This window comes from Bradyrhizobium sp. WSM2254 (assembly GCF_000472645.1).
Taxonomy (GTDB): domain Bacteria; phylum Pseudomonadota; class Alphaproteobacteria; order Rhizobiales; family Xanthobacteraceae; genus Bradyrhizobium; species Bradyrhizobium niftali.
The window spans coordinates 246,891-268,750 of sequence record NZ_KI421446.1 but is presented as its reverse complement, the minus strand read 5'-3'; the positions used below and the strand labels follow the sequence as shown (position 1 = coordinate 268,750).

Here is a 21,860-nt window from a genome sequence, read left to right as displayed (position 1 = left end):
GCCGCATCAACCAGAAGACCAGCGAGGAGCCAGTCATGAGCCCGGATCCGAAGGATTCGATTACACCGACGCCGCGTGAGCGTGAGCTGATGATGTTGATCGCGCGGGGCATGCAGAACAAGAACATCGCCTACGAGCTCAAGATCTCGGAGAACACGGTTCGGGCGCATATCGGCAACATCATGCGCAAATACCGCCTCCAGAACCGGACCCAGATCGCGATCATCTATGCGCTCAAGACAGTCCCGCTTTCGCTGCGGCCCGATCGGGCCAGGAGCGTAGCCAACCCGGCGGCCGTCAAGCCGGCACCGGCCCTCGCCCAGGCTCCGCGGGTGCCGACGGCGCCGGACTAACCGCCCCGGCCACAATCCCTTGGCAGCCCGTCGGGCAAGACACCCAAGACCGGGGTCAAGCGACCAGCATCAAAATAATTCTATTTATTCGAATTTTGAATTTGGTTAGACATTATTCACTCCGACCCAGGGAAGACGGGCGTATCGCGATCGTCTGCTATGGCCTGGTACAATTTACTTGCGCCGCGGTTTGGCTGGGGCGGACATTGCACGAGGTTCGAGAAGGGCCACAAGCCAAAGCGACAAGCCTTATTCGATCACCTCGTCCGCACGCGCGAGCAGCAGCGGCGGCACGATGACGCCAAGCGCCTTTGCGGTCTTCAGATTGATCGCCAGTTCGAACTTGATCGGTTGTTCGATCGGCAGGTCGGCCGGCTTCGCACCTTTGAAAATCTTGTCGACGAAAGCGGCGGCTCGACGATAGAGATCTCCAACATCGGCCCCATAAGTCAGAAGGAAGCCCGCCTCTGCCAACTCTCTCTGGGTAGAGACGGCTGGCAGCCGATTCTTCAAGGCCATTTCTGCAATCTGGCTGCGGTGGTTGAATAACACACTATCTCCCTGCATGACGCACGCCTGCACGCGCTCCCGAACCATCAGCGCAAACGCCTGTTCAAGTGAGTCCAAGCCACGGGCTTCGGCGGGGATAGTCGTCAACCCCAGTGTCGGGGCGATTTCCATCATCGCAGTCAGCCGGGTCCGAGTAGCCGCAACGTCCGGATTAAACAGAATACCCACACGCGAGATGCCCGGCAGCGCTTCCTTCAGCATCTCAAACCGCTTGGCCAAAATCTCGCCGCCCGCATCCACGGCTAGCCCGGTAACATTCCCGCCGGGGCGCGCCAGACTAGCGACAAGCCCGGCGCGAACCGGATCAAGGCCGGTAGTCATGACGATCGGGATGGTCGTGGTCGCCTTCATCGCCGCTTCCGTGAGCGGATTGAACCCGGTGACGATAATGTCCACACGAAGCCGGACGAAGTCTGCCGCAAGCGCGGGCAGTCGTTCTACCTCGCCGTCGGCGAAGCGGTACTCGATGGCGACATTCTCGCCAAGTTGGTAGCCGAGCTTGCGGAGGCCCTCTTCGAACGCCTTCATGGAATAGAGGCGCTCCCCAGTCCCCATCGACAGATATCCAACGCGGTAAAGCCGCCCTTTTGGTCGCTGCGCCCGCGCGGTAGCCGACCACGCCGCTGCCGTACCACCAAAAAGCGTGATGAACTCGCGGCGTCGCATACATCCCCCTCAGGGAAAAACTCGTCGACGCCTCAAGCCTAACACTTTCCGACGAGGCGGTGGGGTGAGAAAGGACTGCCAGTCGATCCTGGGCGCTGCAACCCAATGTCCAAATTGGGTCAAAACCGGCAAGACGCTGATTGAGCAGAAAATTTCTGCTTAGATCCCAAAAGCTGGCGTTTGCGCCTTTATGAATACACGCCTTAGTTCATAGCCCTGGAACCGCCGCAGCGTGCGGGGTGACATTTGAACCTGCGCACGGCGACATTTGAAATTGGGCGCGACGCTTCACACTCCGTCATTGCGAGCGCAGCGAAGCAATCCAGAGTCTTTCCGCAGAGGATTCTGGATTGCTTCGCTGCGCTCGCAATGACAGGGTTGATGCAGTTGTACACCGAACCCTCGATCTCGTGCCCCGGACGCAGCGCAGCGCTTGCTTGGCGATGCGAAGCATCGTCCAGTTCGGCGGTGCGCTGCAGAGCCGGGGCCCATGATGCAACTGCGGCTTGTGCGCCCTCCTGGGTCCCGGCTCTGCGCAGCAACGCTAAGGGCGTTGCAGCGCGTCCGGGACACGGGAGTGACAATTGCCGTCACCATCCCCAGCCCTCTTGCATCGGCGACGGGTCTTGTAACAAAACCGTCATGCAGCGAAACTAAACGAAGGCCGGGGCCGCGGTTGCGGCCATGCCGCCTCACCGTTAGGAGAGATCTGATGCGCCGTTCACTGGTGTTGCTGTCCGCCGGACTGACCGTCTTGTCCACTGGACTTTCCACTGGACTTGCCTCCGCCCAAAACAACACCCCCCGCAACCTCATCCTGTTCATCCCCGACGGGCTGCGCGCGCTGAAGGTCACCCCTGAAACGGCCCCCGCGATGGCCGAGGTCCGCGACAAGGGCGTCAACTTCAAGAACCCGCACTCCCTGTTCCCGACCTTCACGATGGCCAACGGCTCGGCGATGTCGACCGGCCACTATCTCGGCGACACCGGCGTGTTCTCCAACACGATCTGGACCAACTACACCTCGGTCCCCGCCGGCGACACCGTGGTCCCCTTCATCGAGAACGACGCCGTGCTCGGCGACATCGACGAGCATTTCAAGGGCGACTATCTCAACGAAGAGACCATTCTGAAGATGGCCCGCGACAAGGGGCTGAGCACGGCGGCGATCGGCAAGGTCGGTCCGACCTACCAGTTCGACCACACCGACAAGCCCGAAAAGCCCGGCCAGCATTCGGTCGTGTTCGACGACTCCACCGGCGGCAAGAACGGCGTGGCGCTGTCGGACGAGGTGAAGGCGGCGCTGACCAAGGCCGGCCTGCCGCTCGCCACGCCCCCGCGCGGCGACAACAGCAAGGCCGGCGATGCCAAGACGCCCGGCACCACCGTCGCCAACGTCGCGCAGCAGGCCTATTTCGCCGACGTCGCCGCCAAGGTGGTGCTGCCGATGTTCAAGGCGCGCAACAAGCCGTTCGTCCTGGTGTTCTGGTCGCGCGATCCTGATGGCAGCCAGCACAACACCGGCGACAGCCTCAACCAGATCCTGCCCGGCATCAACGGGCCGACCTCGATGGCCGGCATCAAGAATGCCGACAACAACCTCGCCCAGCTCCGCAAGGCGCTCGACGAGCTCGGGCTCGCCGCCTCGACCAACATCATCGTCTCCGCCGACCACGGCTTCTCGACGATCTCCAAGGAAAGCAAGACCAGCCCCTCGGCCAAGGTCAGCTATGACGATACGCCGAAGGACTTCCTGCCGATGGGCTTTTTGGCGCTCGACCTTGCCAAGGCGCTCGACCTGCCGCTGTTCGACCCCAACGACAAGAACGCGAAGATCGACGGCAACAAGCATCCCAAGGCCGGCAACGGCGTGCTCGGCAAGGATCCCGAGAAGCCCGATCTCGTCGTCGCGACCAATGGCGGCTCGGACCTGGTCTATCTGCCGAGCAATGACAAGAAGCTGGCGGCGAAAACGATCAAGGCCCTGCTCGAGCAGGACTACGTCTCCGGCCTGTTCGTCGACGACTCGCTCGGCCGCTTCCCCGGCACGCTGCCGCTGTCGCGCATCAATCTGCGCGGCAAGGCGGCGACGCCGACGCCCGCGATCGTCGTCAACTTCCGCTCCTATGCCAGCGATTGCGGCGAGGCGCCGACCAACTGCTCGGTGCAGGTCGCCGACACCGTGCTGCGCCAGGGCCAGGGCATGCATGGCAGCTTCAGCCGCGGCGACACCATGAACTTCATGGCGGCGATCGGTCCGGACTTCAAAGCCGGCTATGCCGACGTGATCCCGGTCAGCAATGCCGACGTCGGCATGACCGCCGCCCAGCTGATGGGCCTGCGCGGCGCACACAATGGCGGCCTGATCGGCCGCGTGATGTCGGAGGCCCTGCCCAACGGCATCGTGCCGAAGGCATTCAAGGGCGTCGAGAAGTCGAAGATGTCCGAGAACGGTCTTCAGACCGTGCTCAACGTCCAGCGCGTCGGCAGCCAGCGTTATTTCGATGCCGCCGGCTTCCCGGGCCGCACGCTCGGCCTCGAGCCGGACACCGGCAAACAAAAAACGGCGGGGAAATAGCCCCGCCGCTCCTTCGCGCTCTCAAGAGACGCAAATCTACATGCCGATGTCGAACACGTTCGGCAATTGGCCCGCCAGAGGCAGCGCGGTGGCGCCCAGGAAGGTCGCCACCATCGCCATCAGGCGACGGTTGGTCTGGCGCTTGCCGCGCATCTGGCCGGCGATCCACTCCAGCATCTCGCTGTTGACCTTGGAGGCATAGGACGGCGCCCAGCTCTCGATCTCGGTGTCGGCCGACAGCGCGACGCTGCGCGGCGGCACCTTCAGACCCGAGGCGCTTGCGGCGTAGTGAGCCACGGCCTTGGCAAGCAGGTCGTCGAACCGGCCGCCATCGGCGCGCTCGGTCGCGGCCTCGTTGATCTCGAACAGCGCCTCGGCTTCGGCGCGGCTGACCGGCTGGTCGTTGACGGCGGTGGCGGTCAGGATGCGCGTGCACCAGGCGGTGTCATCGGCATCGAGCGAACGCGAAAAGTGCACCCGGCCCTTGGTGGTCGGGCCTTCGCCCGTGATCACGCCGTCGCGCACGACGGAGAGAGCATGAGCCGCGGTATCGCGGCAGGACGGTTCGAGGGACGGCAACTCAACAGACTTCGGCACTGCGGCAGACATAGTTCACTTCCAGATTTCTTCTGATCGACCAGCATTTTCATGCGGGCGTAAAGGGGTGGTTAATGATTCGATACGGGGATCGCGACTTTTCTCAATGGTTGCCGATTAGTCGCTATGAGGACCATTTCGGTTCCGGAGAGCGTCGGGCGGGCGTGATGCGGGTCATAAAAGGCTTTATCGGGGCAATCGAGACGGTGAGGATGTTTCGCCGCAGGTGCCGCTGTAACAGAAAGGTGCTAGGAAATCGGCTCTTCAAAGAAGGAATTCACATTTTACTTGAAGCGGTTCACTTGGCGTTCACTTGGCCTTCGCAAGTCCCTATACTGACGGCGACGGCCAGCGACATATTCACAAGCAAATTCAATGTGATGAGGTAGAACCATGACACTTCCGATCGGCACCACCGCCCCCGACTTCGAAGCCGAGACCACCGAAGGGAAGATCAAGTTCCACGACTGGATCGGCAACAGCTGGGCCCTGCTGTTTTCGCACCCCAAGGACTTCACGCCGGTTTGTACGACCGAGCTCGGCGCATTGGCCAAGTTGAAGCCGGAATTCGACAAACGCGGCGTCAAGCTGATCGGCCTCTCGGTCGATCCGATCGACCGTCACGCCAAGTGGGCGGAAGACATCAAGGAGACGCAAGGCGCGGCGCCCAACTATCCGTTGATCGGCGACACCGATTTCAACGTCTCCAAGCTCTACGAAATGCTGCCGGCCTCGACCTCGGGCGATCCCCTCACCCGCACGCCGGCCGACAACCAGACCGTCCGCAACGTCTTCATCATCGGGCCGGACAAGAAGATCAAGCTGGTGCTGGTCTATCCGATGACCACGGGCCGGAACTTCCAGGAGATCCTGCGCGTCATCGACTCGCTCCAGCTCACCGCCAAGCATCGCGTCGCAACCCCGGCCGACTGGACCCAGGGCGAGGACGTGATCATCGCAGGCTCGGTCTCCAACGACGAGGCCAAGACGATCTACCCGCAGGGCTGGAAAGAGCCGAAGCCCTACATCCGGATCGTGCCGCAGCCGAAATAACCAACGGTCATTCCGGGGCGGTCCGCAGGACCGAACTATGGTGCGCAATTGCGCACCTGAGAATCTCGAGATCCCGGGTCTGGTCCTTCGGACCATCCCGGGATGACTGGGTTGGACTACGCCGCGTGAACGCGCTCGAGGAAGCCGTCGACCTCGGCCTTCAGATGCAGGCTCTCGCCCGACAGCGCCTGCGCTGAGGCAAACATCCGGCTCGAGGTCTCGCCGGTCTCGCTCGCGCCCTTGGCGGCGTGACGGACGTTGACGGCGACCTCCGCCGTACCGGAGACCGCGGCGCGAACGCTGGCCACGATGTTGTGGGTCGCGCTCCTCTGCTGTTCGACCGCCGCCGAGATCGAGCCGGCGATGCCGCTGATGCGCTCGATGGTCTGGCTGATCGCCCTGATGGCGGCGACCGATTCCTCGGTCGCGAGCTGCATGCTGGCGATCTGGCTCGAGATCTCGTCGGTCGCCTTGGCGGTCTGGCCGGCGAGCGTCTTGACCTCCTGAGCCACGACCGCAAAACCGCGGCCGGCATCGCCGGCACGCGCGGCCTCGATGGTGGCGTTCAGCGCAAGAAGGTTGGTCTGCTCGGCGATCGAGGTGATCAGCTTGACGACGTCGCCGATGCGCGAGCCGGCCTCGGAGAGCTGTGCGATGCGCTGGTCGGTCGCCTCGGCCTGCCTCACCGCCTCGGCGGAGATCTCGTTCGATTCCTGCACGCGCCGGGTGATCTCGGAGATCGACTGCGACAGCTCGTCGGAGGCTGACGCCGCCGAACGCACGTGCTCGGAGGCGTCCTCGGACGCCCCGGCCGACTGCGCCGACAGATCGGCGGTCGAGCGTGCGGTGTCGGTCAATTGCCGCGCCACCCGCTCGAACTCGCCTGACGACGTCAGCACCTTGTCGAGGATGCCGCCGACGCTGCCGCGGAACTGCTCGACGAAGTTGCGCAGGTCTGCTTTGCGCTGCTCGACTGCGGCAGCCGAAGCCGCCGCCTGCTCGCTGCGCATGCGGGCACGCTCCAGCGAATTGCTCTTGAACACCGCGACGGTGCGGGCGATCTCACCGATCTCGTCGGCGCGATCCTCGCAATCGATCTCGACGTCGCTCTGGCCGTTCGCCAGCGCCGTGAGCGAGCGCGTGACCGAGGTGAGCGGCCGGGTGACACGGCGGACGATCAGCAGGGTGAGGACCAGGACCAACAGCGCGGCGAGCCCGGCGGCGGCGGCCATGCTCTCGATCGCCTGGGTCAGCATGCTCTCGAACTGGGCCATCGGGATGCCGACGTAGAGAATGCCGGCGACCTTGCCGGTCGCGTCCGCGACCGGGAAATAGGCGGTCATGAAGGACTTGCCGAACAGAACGGCCGGGCCCTTGTAGGCTTCGCCACGGCGCAACAGGGCCTGGGCCGGATGATCGGCGGCAAGCTGGGTGCCGACGGCGCGGTCGCCATTCTCCTTCTTCACATTGGTCGAGCGGCGGACGAACTGCCCGCTCGCCTCGTCGAACACGAACAGGGTCGCGTTGCCCCCGACATAGGACACCGCGCGATCGACGATGGCGTGATCCCTGAACTCGGGCATCTTGGGGATTTCGGCGCGCGCGACCGCGCCATCCCTCACCGTGATCCTGACGTCTGGAACGGTCTCGGCAAAGGCCAGCGCCAACGTGCGCAGATTGACCTCGATGTCGCGCAGCGCGCGATCATTGAAAGCGGACGTAAGCGACCAGTAGCCGGCGCCGACCACCAGCGCCGTGTTGACGGCGATCAGCAGCACGGCGCACAGGACGGCCTTGGTGCCAAGTTTGAATTGCGGCAGGAACTTCGCCGTCGAAAGGCTGGACATGAATGGAATGACCCCCGTAATTCCTGCATAATCGTGCAAGGGGCTTACGGTCGCATTAACGCCGGTTCACACCGTTGGACGCGGCATGCTTTCCAAATTGTAAACGAGGACATCCCCTGACCAAGCCGAGCGCGCCGCCCATCATCGTGTGGTTTCGCGATGACCTCCGCCTGTCCGACCACCCCGCCCTCCACGCCGCCACCAAGACCGGCGCGCCGGTGATCTGCCTCTACGTGCTGGACCAGACCGCCGGGCGTGCACCGGGCGGCGCGGTGCGCTGGTGGCTGGCGCAGTCGCTGCGGGCGCTCGCTGCCGAGATCGCCACGCGCGGCGGGTCGCTGTCCCTGCGCAAGGGATCGGCAGCCAAGGTGATCCCCGAGGTGGCGCGCGAGAGCGGCGCCGGCGCCGTCTACTGGAATGGGATCGCCCAGGCGCCGCATCAGGCGGTCGAGCGGCAGCTCGAAGTGGCGCTGGCAAAGCTCGGCGTGGACTCGCAAAGCTTCCCGGGCGACCTCCTGGTTTCGCCCTCGGCCATCCGCCACAAGGACGGCCGGGGCTTGCGCGTGTTCACGCCGTTCTGGCGGCGCGTAGTGTCGCTCGGCGATCCGCCAAAGCCGCTGCCCGCACCGAAGCAGCTGCGCCCGAGCGGGAAGATCACGAGCGACACGCTGGAAAGCTGGAAGCTCGAGCCGAGCACGCCCGATTGGGCGGGCAGCCTGCGCGAGCGCTGGAGGCCGGGCGAGACCTCCGCCCGCACGCGCCTGCGCGACTTTCTCAAACACAGCGCGCGAGGCTATGTCGGCGATCGCGACCGCCCGGATCGGGAGGGCAGCTCGGGCCTGTCGCCGCATCTGCGGTTCGGCGAGCTCAGCACGCGGCAGGTCTGGCACGCCGCACGGTTCGCCGCGGCCGAGAATCCCGTCCTCGGACCCGGCATCGAAAAATTCCTGAGCGAGCTCGGCTGGCGCGAATTCTGCCGTCACCTCCTCCACGACTACCCCGACCTCGCCACCAGAAACCTGCAAACGAACTTCGACGGCTTCCCATGGCAGCCCGACGGGAAGGCGCTCGCCGCCTGGCAGCGCGGCCGGACCGGCTACCCGATCGTCGATGCCGGCCTGCGCGAGCTCTGGCACACCGGTGTGATGCACAACCGGGTGCGGATGGTGGCGGCGTCCTTCCTGGTCAAGCATCTCCTGATCGACTGGCGCGATGGCGAGGCCTGGTTCTGGGACACGCTGGTCGATGCGGATGCCGGCAGCAATCCCGCCAACTGGCAGTGGGTCGCGGGCTGCGGCGCCGACGCTGCGCCCTACTTCCGCGTGTTCAATCCACAGCTCCAGGGCGAGAAGTTCGATCCCGATGGAACCTATGTGCGGCGCTGGGTGCCGGAGCTACAAGGACTGCCGGCGGAGCTGATCCACCAGCCCTGGCAGGCGACAGCGATCGAGCTGGCGAGCGCCGGCGTCACGCTCGGCAAGACCTATCCGCAGCCGCTCGTCGATCACGCCAGGGGACGCGAGCGTGCGCTCTCCGCCTACGCAAAGCTCCGCAAAGGTTGAGGGTTGCTTTGACACAATTTTTAAACCCGCTATCGTCATCGCTCCATACAAACCGTGGGGGACGATATGGACGACGATAAGCCGATCACCGAACAGGCAATGGAGACGATCACCACCGCCGTGGAAGCGACCAAGGACACTGCAGTCACTGCCGCCAAGAAGGTCAGGAAAGCCGCCAAGAAGGTCGCGAAGAAAGTAGCGCCGAAGAAGGCCAAGAAGGCTTCCAAGAAGAAAGCCAAGAAGACTTCGAAGAAGGCCGCAAAGAAGTCGTCGAAAAAAGCAGCCAAGAAGACCGCGAAGAAGGCAGTGAAGAAATCCGCGAAGAAGGCCGCCAAAAAGAAGAAGGCCAAGAAGTCCAAGCGCTGATCGCGCTCCCGAGAACAGGCACCAACAAGCCTCCGGGTGCGGACGCGCCCGGAGGCTTGTCCCGGCAATAGCCTATCCGCGCCGTTTGGCTGCGCGCCGGCCCGGATGATGGACCCCTTGCGGATCGCGAAATTCGCTGCGATGGCCGCGCCGGTCCTCCCTGGCAAAGCGCCGCCGTTTCTCAGGCGAGCCGAACTGCTTGATCACCCGCCTGCCGTTGACCTTCTTGATGACGTAGCCGCCCTCGGTCATCGAGAACGGCTCCGTCAGCGTACCCTTGTGGTCGAACTTGGTGCCGCGGGGATGCTCGAACGGCTCGAACCAGGATGGGTAGACGAAGTTCGACATCTCGACGCCATCGACGAAGAAGGAGTCCTCCTCCACGGCGTCGCAGACCTCATAGGCATATTGCGTGTTCCTGTTCTTGTCGGCCCAGAGATTGGCCATGGGGTCGAGCACCATCTCGAACAGCTCGTGCGAGGCCGCGACGCTGACGGGCTCCCCGTCCAGCGCCTTGACGAAGATCTTCGAGATCGGCTGGCCGCGATGCGTCAGCTCATGGCGCCCGAGCAGCCCCTCATGCGAGGCGTCGTCGAAATAGACGAGCTGCCAATCGGCAGGCTTCGGCTTCTTCGTGACATAGAGGTCGACCGGATAGCCCCACACCGGCAGGAAATGCTTGTCGTAACACTTCTGGAGCGCCGCGGTGAGCTGGCTCATTTTGCTGCCGCTGATCGACTCCTCCGCGTAGTTGATGCAGGCAATCCGGACCGGCCTCAGGGACCGGCCGAGCAGCGCACGTCTCGCCTTCTTCATGGACATCACCGCGTGAAAGGAAAACTGAAATGCGGCCACCCTAACACGGCGCGCCGCACACGTCAGGGATGTATTCCGCCGCCTCGCCTGTCAGCCTAGACGCGCCGGTTGACCACGAACACCGCGGCCGCGCACATCGCCATGCCGGCAATCGCCAGCGCATCGAGCTTCTCGTCGAACAGTGCGTAAGCCATCAGCGCGGTCACGGCGGGCACGAGGTAGAACAGGCTCGCCACCGACGTCGCCGCCGCGTGCCGGATCAGCCAGTACAACAGCCCGATCGATCCGATCGAGAGCGCCACAGTGAGCCAGCCGAGCGCGAGCACGAACTCCCGCGTCCAGTGCACCACGCGATCCTCGAACAGGAAGGCGCCGATCGCGAAGAAGATGGTGACGGCCACATATTGCACGAAATTGCCGGCGCGCCAGTCGATGTGGTTGCAGTAGCGGCGCTGATAGAGCGTGCCGAGCGTGATGCTGACCAGCGAGACCACCGAGGCAAGCCAGCCGAGCCCGGCTTCGCCGGTCATGGGTTGGTTGTGCAGGATCAGCACCACGCCGCCGAGGCCGAGCACCAGCCCCGCCCATTGCACCGGCGTCACCTTCTCGCCCAGCCAGCGGTTGGCGATGGTCGAGGTCAGGATCGGCTGCAGGCCCGGAATCAGTGCGGAGAGCCCGGCCGGAATCGAATGCGCGATCGCGATGGCGGTGCCGCCGAGATAGAAGCCATGGACGAGGATGCCGGCAACCGCGCTATGCGCGATGCCGATACGGTCCGGCCATTTCGGCCGCGCGATGCCTGCGATGATCGCCATCAGGCCGACCACGATCGCCATGCGGATGGCGAGGTAGGTCAAGGGATCGGCATTGTTGATGATGTACTTGGTGCCGATGAATCCGGTGCTCCAGAGCAGGACGAACAGGATCGGCGCGGCGCGGGCGGTCAGGGCTTCTTGATTATGGTTCATTGCCGCCCTCATTGCCCGATGGGGGCTAATGCGGCAATGCGAATTTCGACCTGAGCGATGCTGCGCTGCGACGGGCGGCAGCGGCTCGGATCAGCCGCTCACCATTCTTCCGGACAGGGGTCGATGATCTTCCAGAGGTCGACGCCGTTCTTGATCTTCTTCATGTCGGTGGTGAGCCCGCCATTGCGGCGGATCCAGTCCTTCACCGTATCAGGATAATAGGACATCAGGTCGGACGTCCCTTCCGCGCTGGTGACCTTGATGCCGAAGGTGAAGGCCTTGTCGTAATAGGCCTGATGGAAGCCGAGGCTGGCGCGCGGCGTCACGCAGATCTTGTTCATCGGCACCATGCCGAGCACGAGCGTGCAGGCCGAGTTGCAGATGCCGTCAATGATGACGCGCTCGCCCTTCTCGCGGACACGCTTGTACTTGGCCTTGTACTCCTCGACATAGCCGCCATGGTCGCGGGTGATGTGCAGCTCGGCCCGCGCTGGCGTGGCGGCGGCGAGGCAGAGCAACAGCAGGCTCAAAAGCGTGATGCGCATGGCGGCGGACGACGACAGCCTTCAGGAATGGGACCGGCCTCGAAGGACCCCCAAAGGGCCGGCAACAGGATTCTTATCGAATTCTCTTTGGACATACTTATGTGGGGAATTCGTTAAGCATCCCGAAAAGGCCAAAAATGGGCAGGATCCGGCCGCACTTCCGGCAATTCTGTCACACCCATCCGGGAATCTGCGGGATTGGCCCCGTTTTCCGCCCTCCGGACGGGTGTCCTGGCGGCCCGAAATGGCTATAACCGGCAGAGCTATTCGCGCGGGTTCCGGAGAATCGAGATGAGCAAGTTGAAGCTTGTAGCCGCGGTTGCTGCCCTGTCGGCCGCAATCCTAGCCCCTGGCCTCGCGGAGGCGCGGGGTCATCACCGCTACCACCGCTCCTACGCCAACCCGCTGCCCTACCCGATCAGCTATCTGCACAATTACGGCCCCGGCATCACCCCCGGCACCTTCGCCTATTACGACGGCCCCTCGACCAACCACTGCTACCAGAGCGCGGCCGCCTATGTCGGCCAGGACCGCCGCCGGCACCCCTGCTACTGAGGGGCGCTGGCGCGTCCGCTGCGGGCGTCCCTATCGGGCGACGCCCGACAGCAGCAATTGCTTCTCGATCTCGTAGACCGGCAGCTTGACGAGGTCCTTGCCCACCTCGCCCTGAAGCGCCTTGCGCACGACGTCCGAATAATCGGCGCGGATCATGCCGAGCGCACGCGGCGAGGCCACCATGGTCAGGGCCGAGGTCTCGCCCGAGCTCACCGCGGCGTCGAGCCGGCTGGCCAGGCCACGCAGGAAGGCGCGCTCGGCCTCATCGTGCCAATCGGTCTGCTCGACCGAGCTGCGCGCACCGCCGGCCGCGCCATGCAATCGGCCCGGCGCGTCGCTCCCTTGCGCGCTCGTCGGGGGGTTGGGCCGCTCGTGCACCTCCCTGGTGTGGAGGTTCGGAAACATCTCGTCGCCGAGGTTTTCCAGAATGAGCGCCTTGCGCCCGTCGCACACGACCAGCCAGTCACCCTTGTCGATTCTCATCTTGTCCATTGCACAGCTCCAAACAAACAGTGGGCGACCGATGCGGACGACCGGCCGAACGCTCTTCGCATTCCGCGAAGGACGGCCCACGGCGACAAGACTAGGGAGGAAGCATCGAAGATGAATTGCGCAGGATCAAGGTTGGTGGCGATGTGCCGCGATGCGAGCACGGCATGGCCAGAAGCGCGGAGCTGAAGTAATCTGGCACAGCCGGATCAGGCCCGCGGCGGAGCGACTGAAGATTTGTTCATCAGCATTACATTTCGGTTCCGCCACAATTTGATCAGAACAACTTCGATATCCTGTATTGCGTAAGCAGAGGAAGACATCATGAATCTCAAGATTGGCCTCGTCGCCGCGTCCCTGTTCGGTGCCCTCGCGGCATCGCCGGCGGCGTCCGCCATGCCCATTGCGCCTGCACCTGCGGTCCCGCAGGTCTCCGACGTCGAGCAGGTCCGTATGGTCTGCGACGCCTGGGGGCAATGTTTCTGGCGTCCGAACTATTATGGCTATTACGGGCCGCGGCCGTACTACGGCCCCCGATATTATGGACCGCCGCGCTACTACGGCGGCTACGGCCCGCGCTATGGTTATTACGGCTATCGCCGCTGGTAACATTCGAAGGGGCCCTCGGGGCCCCTTCGCTTTTGCAAGATCGTGGATGGCCCACGCGCCTGTCCGGCCGGTCTGGAGCAATTCCAAAACTGATCCAGATCAAAGAGGAAATTCGCCGCACCGTCATTCTGCGGCGATGGCCGAGTTGATTGTTTTTCGATGCCCCCAGACGGGCATGAACGTGCAGACGCATCTGGAGAAGCAGCAGGGACCGGAGGGTCGCAGCTTCGAGTCCTTCGCCTGTCCCGCCTGCACGCGCCTGCATTTCATCGACCTCGCCTCCGGCCAACCGATGAGCCGAGAACGTTGACGGTGACAATGATCTGACGGACGTCATGGCATGATGTCCGCAATACTACGGCCCGGAATCCCGTTTACTGAAGCACGATGTTTCGCCATTGATGTCGATGTACCGACGTTCATTTGATTGTCACATTGCAGCAGCCGGCCCGACGCATGTTCGACGCCCTCGCCCCGTCCTCCGCACTTCAACTGATCGGCTTTGCCGATGTCGATGCGTTTCGGCCGATCGAGTCGATGGAGGATGCCCGAAGCATTCCGCTCGACGTCCCGAACTTCGCGGCCGCCCGCGCCGTCGTCGCTCTGCCGGCGTGCCGCATCATCGTGATGAGATCCTTCGCGCGCATCCTCGACACCGCCTATCGCATGCCGGGCGGGATGGTGATCCTGCCGATGACCGACGACCTTCAGGTCAATTCCAAGGGAATGGATCTCGACGCGCGCTTCTTCGTTGCGCTCCGCGGCAACGACGAATGCCATTTCGTCGAACCCCAGACCAATTATCACGCGATGATCATCTTCTCTCCGGGCCTGAAAGACCGGGGCTGGTTCGATCATGCCGACGATTTGCGGGCCTATGTCGCGAACCGGCCCGCCCTGCTGCACACACGGCAACTCCTGCTCGACATCCTGCGAACCGCGTCGGTGCAGCCGCTCCTGTTCGAGACCACCGAGGTCGCCGCCCATCTCCAGGAAGGCCTGCTGCTTGCGCTCGACGATTTGTTTCGGATCGATGCGCGCCCGGATCGGAGCACCTCGGTCCAGGGCGGGCGGTCGACCAAGCTCGTGCAGCGGATCGACGATTACGTCGCGGCCTATCCGACCGCTCCGATCTACACGGCCGATCTCGCCGGTGAGTTCGGCGTCTCGATCCGGACGCTCGGCGGCGCCGTCAGCAAGGTGCGCGGCATGAGCCTGCACCAGTACATCCGCCTGAAGAGATTGTGGGCAACACGCGCCCGGCTGCTCAAAGGCGGCGGCGCCACCGTTGCCACCTGCGCGCGCGCCCAGGGTTTCCACCACATGGGTGAGTTTGCCGCGGCCTACCGTGCCACCTTCCACGAGGCGCCCTCGGACACGCTGGCGCGGGGGCGGCAGATCAGGCTTCCGGCAAGCTGACGCCACTAGCCGCGCTACGGCCGCCCGACCCCAGTATCGCCTTGGAACATAGCTGGAACGCCAGTCGGGGCTGCGCGCTCGGGAGGCGTCAAGTCGGACGCAATATTGGCCGCGCGTCCTGCGATTTTCGGCCTGCGCCAGATCGCCTGGATCGCACTTCGTCACGGACGCGCGCGACCAATCAAACGGCCGAATAAGCGGTCGTGCGGCGGCAGTCTTCGCGACGATATGTGAGGATAAGCTCAACATGGGTTGGTGCTCAGAGCACCGAAGCAATGTTCGGCGGATTCCATGGGGCAATGTCATGCAGCTGCTTCCGAGTTCCCGGAGCCGCCGATGAAAGGGGTAGCGACCCGGCAGCGGGGCGAGCTATCGTGACGCCGACAACATCGGGTTGGGGCACCGAAATGAAGGCAAAAACAATGGCGGGAGGTCCCGCGATCAGGATTTCACGTCTTATCAAGCCAGCGACAGAATCAGAGCTCAGCCTTTGGAGGTTTCAGAGTTTTGCGGCATGGGGCGCCTGTGTCGGCGCTATTGCGGCCGGCATCCTTGCCTATCTGATCTTGAACGCCACGAAGCTGGACCTAGGCGCAAATCTCGCTCAGGACTTCCCGGTCGTCCAATCAGGTTTTTCGGACAGTGCAGCAGTCAAGCGTGCTGAGAAAATCTTCTATGTCTTGTTCTACGTGTTCGGCATCGCCTCAGGCTTCGCAGCGCTCAGGCTCAGGAAGTTCTTTGAAGGCCGTTCGCTGATCCTGTTCGCCGTCTCGGCGCTGGCAATTGTCTTGGCACTCGAGGCATTTCTCCAGGCTGCATTCCAGCAAAAACCTGAGATGGTCGCGTTGGCCCTCGCGGTCGCAGCGATCTTCATTCCCTTCGTGACACGCATCCGGGCCCAAATCAGCATCAAAGGCGCCCCGGCGCTCCAGTCGATCAAATTAATTGAGTTTGGATGGATTGATGCTGTGCTGATCACGGCATTGCTCGCCCTTACCCTACCTGCGAGCGTGCAACGTTTGGCTGGGATGGCCGCCGCCAATGCTCACGCCGTATCGTATCTGGTTGGGCCGGCGCTCTATCAATTTACTGATGGCCTGGTGCCTGGCCGCGACTTCCTGTCCTTCTACGGATACGGACCGTCCTACTTATTTGGTCAACTGCTCCGTGCTGACACAAACGTTCTGTATCTGCGTTACATTGGGTTCGTTGCTGCATGTCTCGCGATCTATCACCTATCGGCTTATTGGGTGCTGCGCGACTTCTTCCAGAGCAGAGCACTGCCGTTTCTCCTGGCGGTCACGTTTCTTGTAGTCTGTCAATTTGGCGACGGCGAAGCGCTCAGCGCACCGTCTGCTCTCGCCATTCGGTACATGTTCGTTTTCATTGCCTCTGGCATCCTTGCGCATTACCTGGCGCAACCTTCAGGCCGGTTATTGGTGGCGATGTCCGCCGTCTGTGCCGTCTCGATCTTCTGGAACACGGAGACGGGGATCTATACTTGGGCCGTGGGCTGCGCGGCATTGTCCGTGCGGCTGTTCGAGAAACGCTGGCCTTGGGAGATCGCGGCATTCACCGGACTATCCATCGCGATCCTGATCGCGTTGTTCGTCGCTGCCTTCGGTCCGGCCGTTCTTTCGATGGACTTCCTGCATGTCTTTCTCGCGCCAGTCGGGCTCCACAGCGTCTCGAATTGGGTGGGGGTGACGATGAACTGGCGTCCCGGATTTGGGACGATTTACCAGCTGATCTTGCCGGCGATGGCCATCGGCACAATTGTTAGCGTTGCCGCAACATGGGCCAACTGGCGTAGCGTCGAGCGCGCGTATCTTCTTGTACTTTCTCTCGTCGCGCTGGTGTTCATGGCGAAGTGGATGAATCGGTCACTTGACGCGGTTTGGCAACAAAACGCCTTTGCATATCTTGCGGTTTGCGCTTGGTGGTGTCGATCTGCATTCCGCGTCGCCCTCGGCCGAACGACTTCGCAACTCGCCCCCGCGTTGTCGTTGGCGGCAACAGCAGCGATCTCGGTTGTGGTGCTGCTGAGTGCGCAGGATAGGCAACAGAGCGTGCTGATCGGGCTGCGGTCGTACTTGCAATATCCGAGTATCGCCAGACTGAAGTTGGGACGAGGGGCGGGAGAGGCTCGGATCTCGCTCGATAGCAGCGATATCGATCTGGTCAACAAGGTCGTGCCACGCGATGGTCGCATGCTGCTATTGTCCGACCACGATTGGCTTGTTCTTGTGGCCCTTGGCAGAGCACCCAAGAGCTACTTCCTCCCTTTCCGAGATACGTTCAGCCCGGACCATGTCGCTCGCAGCTTTGCCGAGGCTGACCATTTCATTTTAGAGCGCGACGCGACCTATCAATACGATTGGCTGAAGGAAATGTCCGAGCGCATCCTTTTGGACCAGTTCGAACGTACGGAAGAATCAACCCGGTTCGTCCTGTATCGGAGGAAGTCCTGAGCAACCGGCGCCACCTTCGGAGAACGCCGAGGCGCCTTGGGCATTTCAACGAAAAATGTAAATTCCATCAATTGCTTGAGGTTGCCACGGATTCCCGCCAACGGCTTGGCGCGCTCGGAAGGATTCGAACCTCCGACCCTCGGAATCGAAATCCCATCAGTCGCTCAATAAAATCAACGTCCGTTCCGAAATTTCCCGATCCGTTCTCCTGTTGATAACGCTGGGCAATTTTTGACTTTCGGAATGGTCTGCATGCCAAGTTCAAACCGGGCGGAAGTTTGCTAGAGTCCGCTATGCACCTATTGCGACCAAGCTCTACAGCACAGCTGGGTGACGCGATGGGCCAACAGCGGTCGTTCGGCCCACACTTGCGGTTATTCGCCAAGTGGGCCAGCTATCGGCAATAGACGATGCCAGGGCAGTGGATTGGTCGCTACGTTCCAGTCGCGGGCGTTGGGAGGCAAGTCATGTCGGCCCATGAACATTGGCAAATGGATGCAAGCGCCCCGGAGCTTTACGAGCGCTATCTCGTCCCGGCCATCACTTCCGTGTGGGCCAATGATCTGCTCGACCGCATCTCGCTAAGCCGAGAAGAAAGCGTGCTCGACATCGCCTGCGGTACCGGCGTCGTGGCCCGGCTGGCGCAGCAGCGCGGACATGCTGGGCGGCTAGTCGGCATAGACCTCAACGTGGGGATGCTCGCGGTGGCGCGCGCTAAGTCTACTGCTGTCGAATGGATCGAGGGTAGCGCACTCGACCTGCCGTTCGATGCAAACAGCTTTGACGTCGTGCTCTGCCAACTCGGGCTACAATTCTTCCCGGATCGGCCGATGGCGCTAAGGGAAATAGTGCGGGTGCTTAAGCCGAGAGGCCGCGCTGGGCTGAGCGTCTATAGCGCAATCGAGAGAACGCCAGCGGCGCACGCTTTCGTGCAGGCGCTCGACAAATATCTCGGAGAAGAGGCATCACGTACCAAACGTTCGGAGCATCTATCTTGCGATGAGCAGGAAGTCAGCGCTTGGGCGAGGCAAGCTGGCTTCGACGTTGTTGATGTGGCCGCCGTCACAAAACAAATCACGTTCCCCTCGGTGTTGGATTATGTGCGCTTCCAGCTTACGGCGACGCCGATGGCTGCGCTCTTGACGGACAAAGGTGCGCCTCAGCGTGAGCGCCTGATCGTGTCGATTGCCGATGACGCCACCTCCCGCCTCGACCCTTCGATGCTGGCGGGCGGCAAGCTGACATTCCCTCAGCAATCGTTCGTGGTGTTGGCTTCATTCCACTGATGTCCGCCTCGGGTCACTCGCGACTGGGGCGAGCCAGCAGCGAGCCCAGTTGTGTCTGGAGTGCCGCCAAAAGCGGAACTAAATTCAGAGCATTAGCGACGTAGCGACGGATCATTGATGGCGCTGGAGAACTACGGTCCTGCACTACTTGTTGCGATCGCTTCGTTCGGTGGCGGCGGGCTGGCTGGCGTAGCGCTTGCTTCGGAATGCCTCGATTCGTCATCTCATTGATAACGTTATGGAAATCACGAGACGGCGACAAGTATTCGGAATGAGCCGGAAAATAGTATTCGGAATGAGGAGAAAGAACGAAATGAAACTTCGTCGCAACTATATGATTTAATTGATGATTTCGCTGGCGCGCTCGGAGAGATTCGAACTCCCGACCCTCGGAATCGAAATCCGATGCTCTATCCAGCTGAGCTACGAGCGCCCTGGCCCGGGCGGGCCGAGACCGAAAAATGCCGGACCGTCGCTGGCGAACCAGCGTACCGGGCGGCGTTCGGACGCGTTCGAATTAGCAGAGAGGCTGGCCAATAAAAAGCCCTTCCCGCCTCCAGCGAGGCGGATCAGAGCCGGCTCTCACCAGGTCGTGTTGAAGAGACCGAAATGCGGCTGCTGGGCCACCAGCATCATCGGCCGGCCGAACTGCTGCGGTGCCGGATGCGCCCGCACAACCTTGCGCTTGGGCTGAGCCTGGGCCGGAGAAGCCTGGGCCTGAGCCTGAGCCTGAGCCTTGGCGTCGGTCTTCTTCGCTGTGGCGGCATCCGCCTTCTGGCCCGGCGTGAACTGGGCGAACGTCTCGCGCACCCGCGCCTTGGCCGACATCTCGGCCAGCGCCACCGAGGCGGCATCCTGCACTGACGGCTGAGGCGCAAGGACAGCGGCGGTCTTCGTCGCGGGCGGGGCAATCGTCGGCTGGCTGGTGTCGAGCACGACACGCTCAGGCAGGTGCCGATCGGACCGGATCCGGATCAGCGGCTGATCGTTGCCAGCGGTCGCGACGGCCTGCGTCACGGGTGAGGCCGGCAGAGCGAAGTTCACTGCCAACAGCAGTGCGAGCAAGGCTCCACCGACAAAGAGGAAATACCGAAAGATGGGCATTGGCCGGGCTCCGCCCCCCGCATCCCCGCGTGGGCTCTCCGCCTTAACAGGCGATACTCTAATTGGTTCCTGGCCCAGCCGTTCGGTTCAAATGGCAACGCCAAGTTTTTTGCCAAGGCCCGGTAAGGGTAACTTTTCTGCTACCCGAGATTGCCGCCCTTTACGCGCGACGGGCTGCAACCAGCGAACATTTGGCCTGATCGGCATTAACGTTGACATAGCCGACAGTGATGCGCGCAAAGGTCTTGCGGCTCTTCATGCTGACCGTGTCGGCCAGAACCCGGCTGCGGTCGGTGAGATGGCTGCCGTCGCGCCGTGCGAACGCGCAGACGATCGCCACATCCTTTACGGCATAGTCATTGTCATTTCGCAGCGTGAACGTCACCAACGCCTTCGAGCCAAGCCCGCCGCGGCGCCAGGTCTGGGAGGAAATCCTGAGACGGTCGAGCTCTGCCGCAGCCAGAGCCTGGGCTTCGGATGCTGCCGCATCGCCCGAAGGCGCCGTCTCGACGGATGCCAGCTCCGGCTTCGCCGGTTCAGCGCTGTTGCCTTTGGAGAGCGGTAGCAGCATCCAGACGCCGCTACCGACGATGATAGCGGCCAGCAGCCACAGCAGGCTTCGGCCAAATGAGACACTCGCAACCGTCACGACCCGCGCCAGGCGCTCGCCGATGCCGGCGAAGCGTCCCAACCCGACCCGCTCAAACCCTGCGCTCATGGCTGTATCACCGATGGTGGCCGCAACAGTTCAACGGCGGACTCGGCCACTGCTTACCTTAATCCGGGAGACGAACTAAGGTTCCCGCGCTTCAAGCGAGTCGGCAACGACGGTAGCGATCACCGGCCGGGGCCGTTAACATGGGCCGCAATACCGAAAGACCCTGTTGGGAGAACATGAAATGCCAATCGCCGTCACCTGGGATCACGTCCATCTGCGCAGCCCCGATCCGGAGGCCACGGCGGCCTGGCTGCGGGACATCCTCGGTGGCGAGATCGTTCGCGCGCCGGGACGGATCGACGTGAACCTCGGCGGCGCCCGGATCTTCATCGCGCCGCTCGAGGGCGACAACGCCGTCAGCCCGCCGCCGCCGCACCCGCACCAGGGCCTCGACCATTTCGGACTCACGGTGAAGGACATCGACGCCGTCGCCGCCGAGATCAAGGCCAGGGGCGTCACGTTCACGCGCGAGCCGACGACGATCCGGCCCGGCGTGCGCATCTGCTTCATCCGCGGCCCCGAAGGCATTTCCATCGAGCTGCTCGAGCGCGACAAGAAATACACCTGACGCGGCGCACGCCGCATCGGCCATCAGCGAGACGAGGCGGCGTGCCGCCCGGCGCGGCTATGTCATGCTGCCGGGCATGAAGCAGCGGATGGTGACGCCCATATAGCCGTAGATCGGCCATACCATGGTGCGGCCGACCCGGTTCGGCTCCGAGATCACGGCCTCCTCCGGCACATCGACCCAGACGAGTTCCTGCTGCTGGCCCTCGAGCGCGTAGCCATAGCGCGGGACGCGGACACGATAGTGCCCGTCCTTGCTGTCCCAGTCGGTGTCCGAGAGCGCCGAGCCGTCGGCATCGGAGCAGCACGGGCCCTTGCCGCTTCGCAGGCTGTCGAACCAGGCCTTCAAATCCGCATTGGTGTTGACGAACTGGCCGCGGTCGCGGGCGTGCCCGAAGGGGGCTGCTAGCGCAATCAAGGCCATGGCACATGCCAGCCTCGTCACACTTCGCCAGCGTGCCGCGCGACCGATCCGCCGTCGTTCGCTTTTGCAATTCGTGGGACGCGCACTGTACAGACGCGGCTGATCGCCGCTGGAATCGATCCAGTTGCTCACGTTTGTCTTGCTCCAGCACCCCGCGGCCAGTGCAACAATGGTTATGCATTTCGCGGGCCAACTTGATTCGCAACGACTGGCCACGCCTCATGATGAGACCGTCATCACCGCGTCACAGACAAGCCGGGACAATTACGGTCCGCACCACGGAACAGCTTGCCGGCC

The 21,860-nt window shown here is 62.9% G+C and carries 22 protein-coding genes and 1 tRNA gene; 12 read left to right on the top strand and 11 right to left on the bottom strand.

Annotated elements, in window-relative coordinates:
* Positions 1–35 precede the first annotated feature (35 nt).
* On the top strand, positions 36–353 hold the full coding sequence (locus tag A3M7_RS0142040) for a response regulator transcription factor (protein ID WP_027549272.1): 318 nt from the start codon (positions 36–38) through the stop codon (positions 351–353).
* A gap of 249 nt (positions 354–602) precedes the next feature.
* Here the strand turns inward: A3M7_RS0142040 and A3M7_RS0142035 are convergent, their stop codons facing one another.
* Positions 603–1,589, bottom strand: coding sequence for an ABC transporter substrate-binding protein (locus A3M7_RS0142035; RefSeq protein ID WP_027549271.1), 987 nt, complete (start codon positions 1,587–1,589; stop codon positions 603–605).
* A 712-nt stretch (positions 1,590–2,301) separates the two neighbouring features.
* Here A3M7_RS0142035 and A3M7_RS0142030 point away from each other — a divergent pair.
* Positions 2,302–4,167, top strand: coding sequence for an alkaline phosphatase family protein (locus A3M7_RS0142030; RefSeq protein WP_027549270.1), 1,866 nt, complete (start codon positions 2,302–2,304; stop codon positions 4,165–4,167).
* Positions 4,168–4,203: 36 nt separating this feature from the next.
* Here A3M7_RS0142030 and A3M7_RS0142025 read toward each other — a convergent pair whose 3' ends face one another.
* A complete protein-coding gene (locus A3M7_RS0142025) occupies positions 4,204–4,776 on the bottom strand; it encodes a hypothetical protein (RefSeq protein ID WP_027549269.1) in 573 nt (190 codons plus the stop codon).
* Between the two features lie 381 nt (positions 4,777–5,157).
* Between A3M7_RS0142025 and A3M7_RS0142015 the strand changes: the two genes are divergently transcribed.
* Complete coding sequence (locus tag A3M7_RS0142015; protein ID WP_018647322.1) at positions 5,158–5,817, top strand: peroxiredoxin; 660 nt, start codon at positions 5,158–5,160, stop codon at positions 5,815–5,817.
* Positions 5,818–5,933: 116 nt separating this feature from the next.
* Here A3M7_RS0142015 and A3M7_RS0142010 read toward each other — a convergent pair whose 3' ends face one another.
* Positions 5,934–7,664 carry a methyl-accepting chemotaxis protein gene (locus A3M7_RS0142010; protein ID WP_027549267.1) on the bottom strand — a complete coding sequence of 577 codons (1,731 nt, stop codon included), beginning with the start codon at positions 7,662–7,664 and terminating at the stop codon, positions 5,934–5,936.
* A gap of 170 nt (positions 7,665–7,834) precedes the next feature.
* On the opposite strand from A3M7_RS0142010, the gene A3M7_RS0142005 reads away from it, so the two are divergent.
* The gene (locus A3M7_RS0142005) at positions 7,835–9,226 is read left to right on the top strand and encodes a deoxyribodipyrimidine photo-lyase (protein ID WP_245284461.1); all 1,392 of its coding nucleotides are present in this window, start codon (positions 7,835–7,837) and stop codon (positions 9,224–9,226) included.
* 66 nt (positions 9,227–9,292) lie between these two features.
* Positions 9,293–9,592, top strand: coding sequence for a hypothetical protein (locus A3M7_RS0142000; protein ID WP_027549265.1), 300 nt, complete (start codon positions 9,293–9,295; stop codon positions 9,590–9,592).
* 72 nt (positions 9,593–9,664) lie between these two features.
* Here the strand turns inward: A3M7_RS0142000 and A3M7_RS0141995 are convergent, their stop codons facing one another.
* The 3 genes from A3M7_RS0141995 to A3M7_RS0141985 form a co-directional block, all read right to left on the bottom strand.
* The gene (locus A3M7_RS0141995) at positions 9,665–10,408 is read right to left on the bottom strand and encodes a hypothetical protein (RefSeq protein WP_027549264.1); all 744 of its coding nucleotides are present in this window, start codon (positions 10,406–10,408) and stop codon (positions 9,665–9,667) included.
* 95 nt (positions 10,409–10,503) lie between these two features.
* On the bottom strand, positions 10,504–11,376 hold the full coding sequence (locus A3M7_RS0141990) for a DMT family transporter (protein WP_027549263.1): 873 nt from the start codon (positions 11,374–11,376) through the stop codon (positions 10,504–10,506).
* Positions 11,377–11,474: 98 nt separating this feature from the next.
* Positions 11,475–11,921: a hypothetical protein gene (locus A3M7_RS0141985; protein ID WP_027549262.1), complete on the bottom strand. Its 447-nt coding sequence runs from the start codon at positions 11,919–11,921 to the stop codon at positions 11,475–11,477.
* Positions 11,922–12,212: 291 nt separating this feature from the next.
* Here A3M7_RS0141985 and A3M7_RS0141980 point away from each other — a divergent pair, with 291 nt between their 5' ends.
* Positions 12,213–12,476: a hypothetical protein gene (locus A3M7_RS0141980; RefSeq protein ID WP_027549261.1), complete on the top strand. Its 264-nt coding sequence runs from the start codon at positions 12,213–12,215 to the stop codon at positions 12,474–12,476.
* Positions 12,477–12,506: 30 nt separating this feature from the next.
* Here the strand turns inward: A3M7_RS0141980 and A3M7_RS0141975 are convergent, their stop codons facing one another.
* On the bottom strand, positions 12,507–12,968 hold the full coding sequence (locus A3M7_RS0141975) for a host attachment protein (RefSeq protein ID WP_027549260.1): 462 nt from the start codon (positions 12,966–12,968) through the stop codon (positions 12,507–12,509).
* A 321-nt stretch (positions 12,969–13,289) separates the two neighbouring features.
* On the opposite strand from A3M7_RS0141975, the gene A3M7_RS0141970 reads away from it, so the two are divergent.
* From A3M7_RS0141970 to A3M7_RS45745, 5 genes are all read left to right on the top strand, one after another.
* Positions 13,290–13,574 (top strand): hypothetical protein, encoded by a 285-nt coding sequence (locus A3M7_RS0141970; protein ID WP_027549259.1) that lies wholly within the window; start codon positions 13,290–13,292, stop codon positions 13,572–13,574.
* A gap of 175 nt (positions 13,575–13,749) precedes the next feature.
* Entirely contained in the window at positions 13,750–13,884 is a 135-nt protein-coding gene (locus A3M7_RS51155) for a hypothetical protein (RefSeq protein ID WP_256374929.1), read from the top strand.
* 146 nt (positions 13,885–14,030) lie between these two features.
* Positions 14,031–14,993, top strand: coding sequence for an AraC family transcriptional regulator (locus tag A3M7_RS0141960; protein ID WP_027549258.1), 963 nt, complete (start codon positions 14,031–14,033; stop codon positions 14,991–14,993).
* 374 nt (positions 14,994–15,367) lie between these two features.
* Positions 15,368–17,464 carry a hypothetical protein gene (locus A3M7_RS0141955; protein WP_156937129.1) on the top strand — a complete coding sequence of 699 codons (2,097 nt, stop codon included), beginning with the start codon at positions 15,368–15,370 and terminating at the stop codon, positions 17,462–17,464.
* A gap of 467 nt (positions 17,465–17,931) precedes the next feature.
* Positions 17,932–18,750, top strand: a complete 819-nt coding sequence (locus A3M7_RS45745; protein WP_245284454.1) for a class I SAM-dependent methyltransferase — start codon at positions 17,932–17,934, stop codon at positions 18,748–18,750.
* Between the two features lie 356 nt (positions 18,751–19,106).
* On the opposite strand, the gene A3M7_RS0141945 is transcribed toward A3M7_RS45745, so the two are convergent.
* The 3 genes from A3M7_RS0141945 to A3M7_RS0141935 form a co-directional block, all read right to left on the bottom strand.
* Positions 19,107–19,183 (bottom strand) — tRNA-Arg (locus A3M7_RS0141945).
* 149 nt (positions 19,184–19,332) lie between these two features.
* Positions 19,333–19,854, bottom strand: a complete 522-nt coding sequence (locus tag A3M7_RS0141940; protein WP_027549256.1) for a hypothetical protein — start codon at positions 19,852–19,854, stop codon at positions 19,333–19,335.
* Positions 19,855–20,014: 160 nt separating this feature from the next.
* A complete protein-coding gene (locus tag A3M7_RS0141935) occupies positions 20,015–20,572 on the bottom strand; it encodes a hypothetical protein (RefSeq protein WP_027549255.1) in 558 nt (185 codons plus the stop codon).
* A gap of 181 nt (positions 20,573–20,753) precedes the next feature.
* Here A3M7_RS0141935 and A3M7_RS0141930 point away from each other — a divergent pair, with 181 nt between their 5' ends.
* Complete coding sequence (locus A3M7_RS0141930) at positions 20,754–21,140, top strand: VOC family protein (protein WP_027549254.1); 387 nt, start codon at positions 20,754–20,756, stop codon at positions 21,138–21,140.
* A 57-nt stretch (positions 21,141–21,197) separates the two neighbouring features.
* Here the strand turns inward: A3M7_RS0141930 and A3M7_RS0141925 are convergent, their stop codons facing one another.
* Positions 21,198–21,695: a hypothetical protein gene (locus tag A3M7_RS0141925; RefSeq protein WP_027549253.1), complete on the bottom strand. Its 498-nt coding sequence runs from the start codon at positions 21,693–21,695 to the stop codon at positions 21,198–21,200.
* Positions 21,696–21,860: the final 165 nt, after the last annotated feature.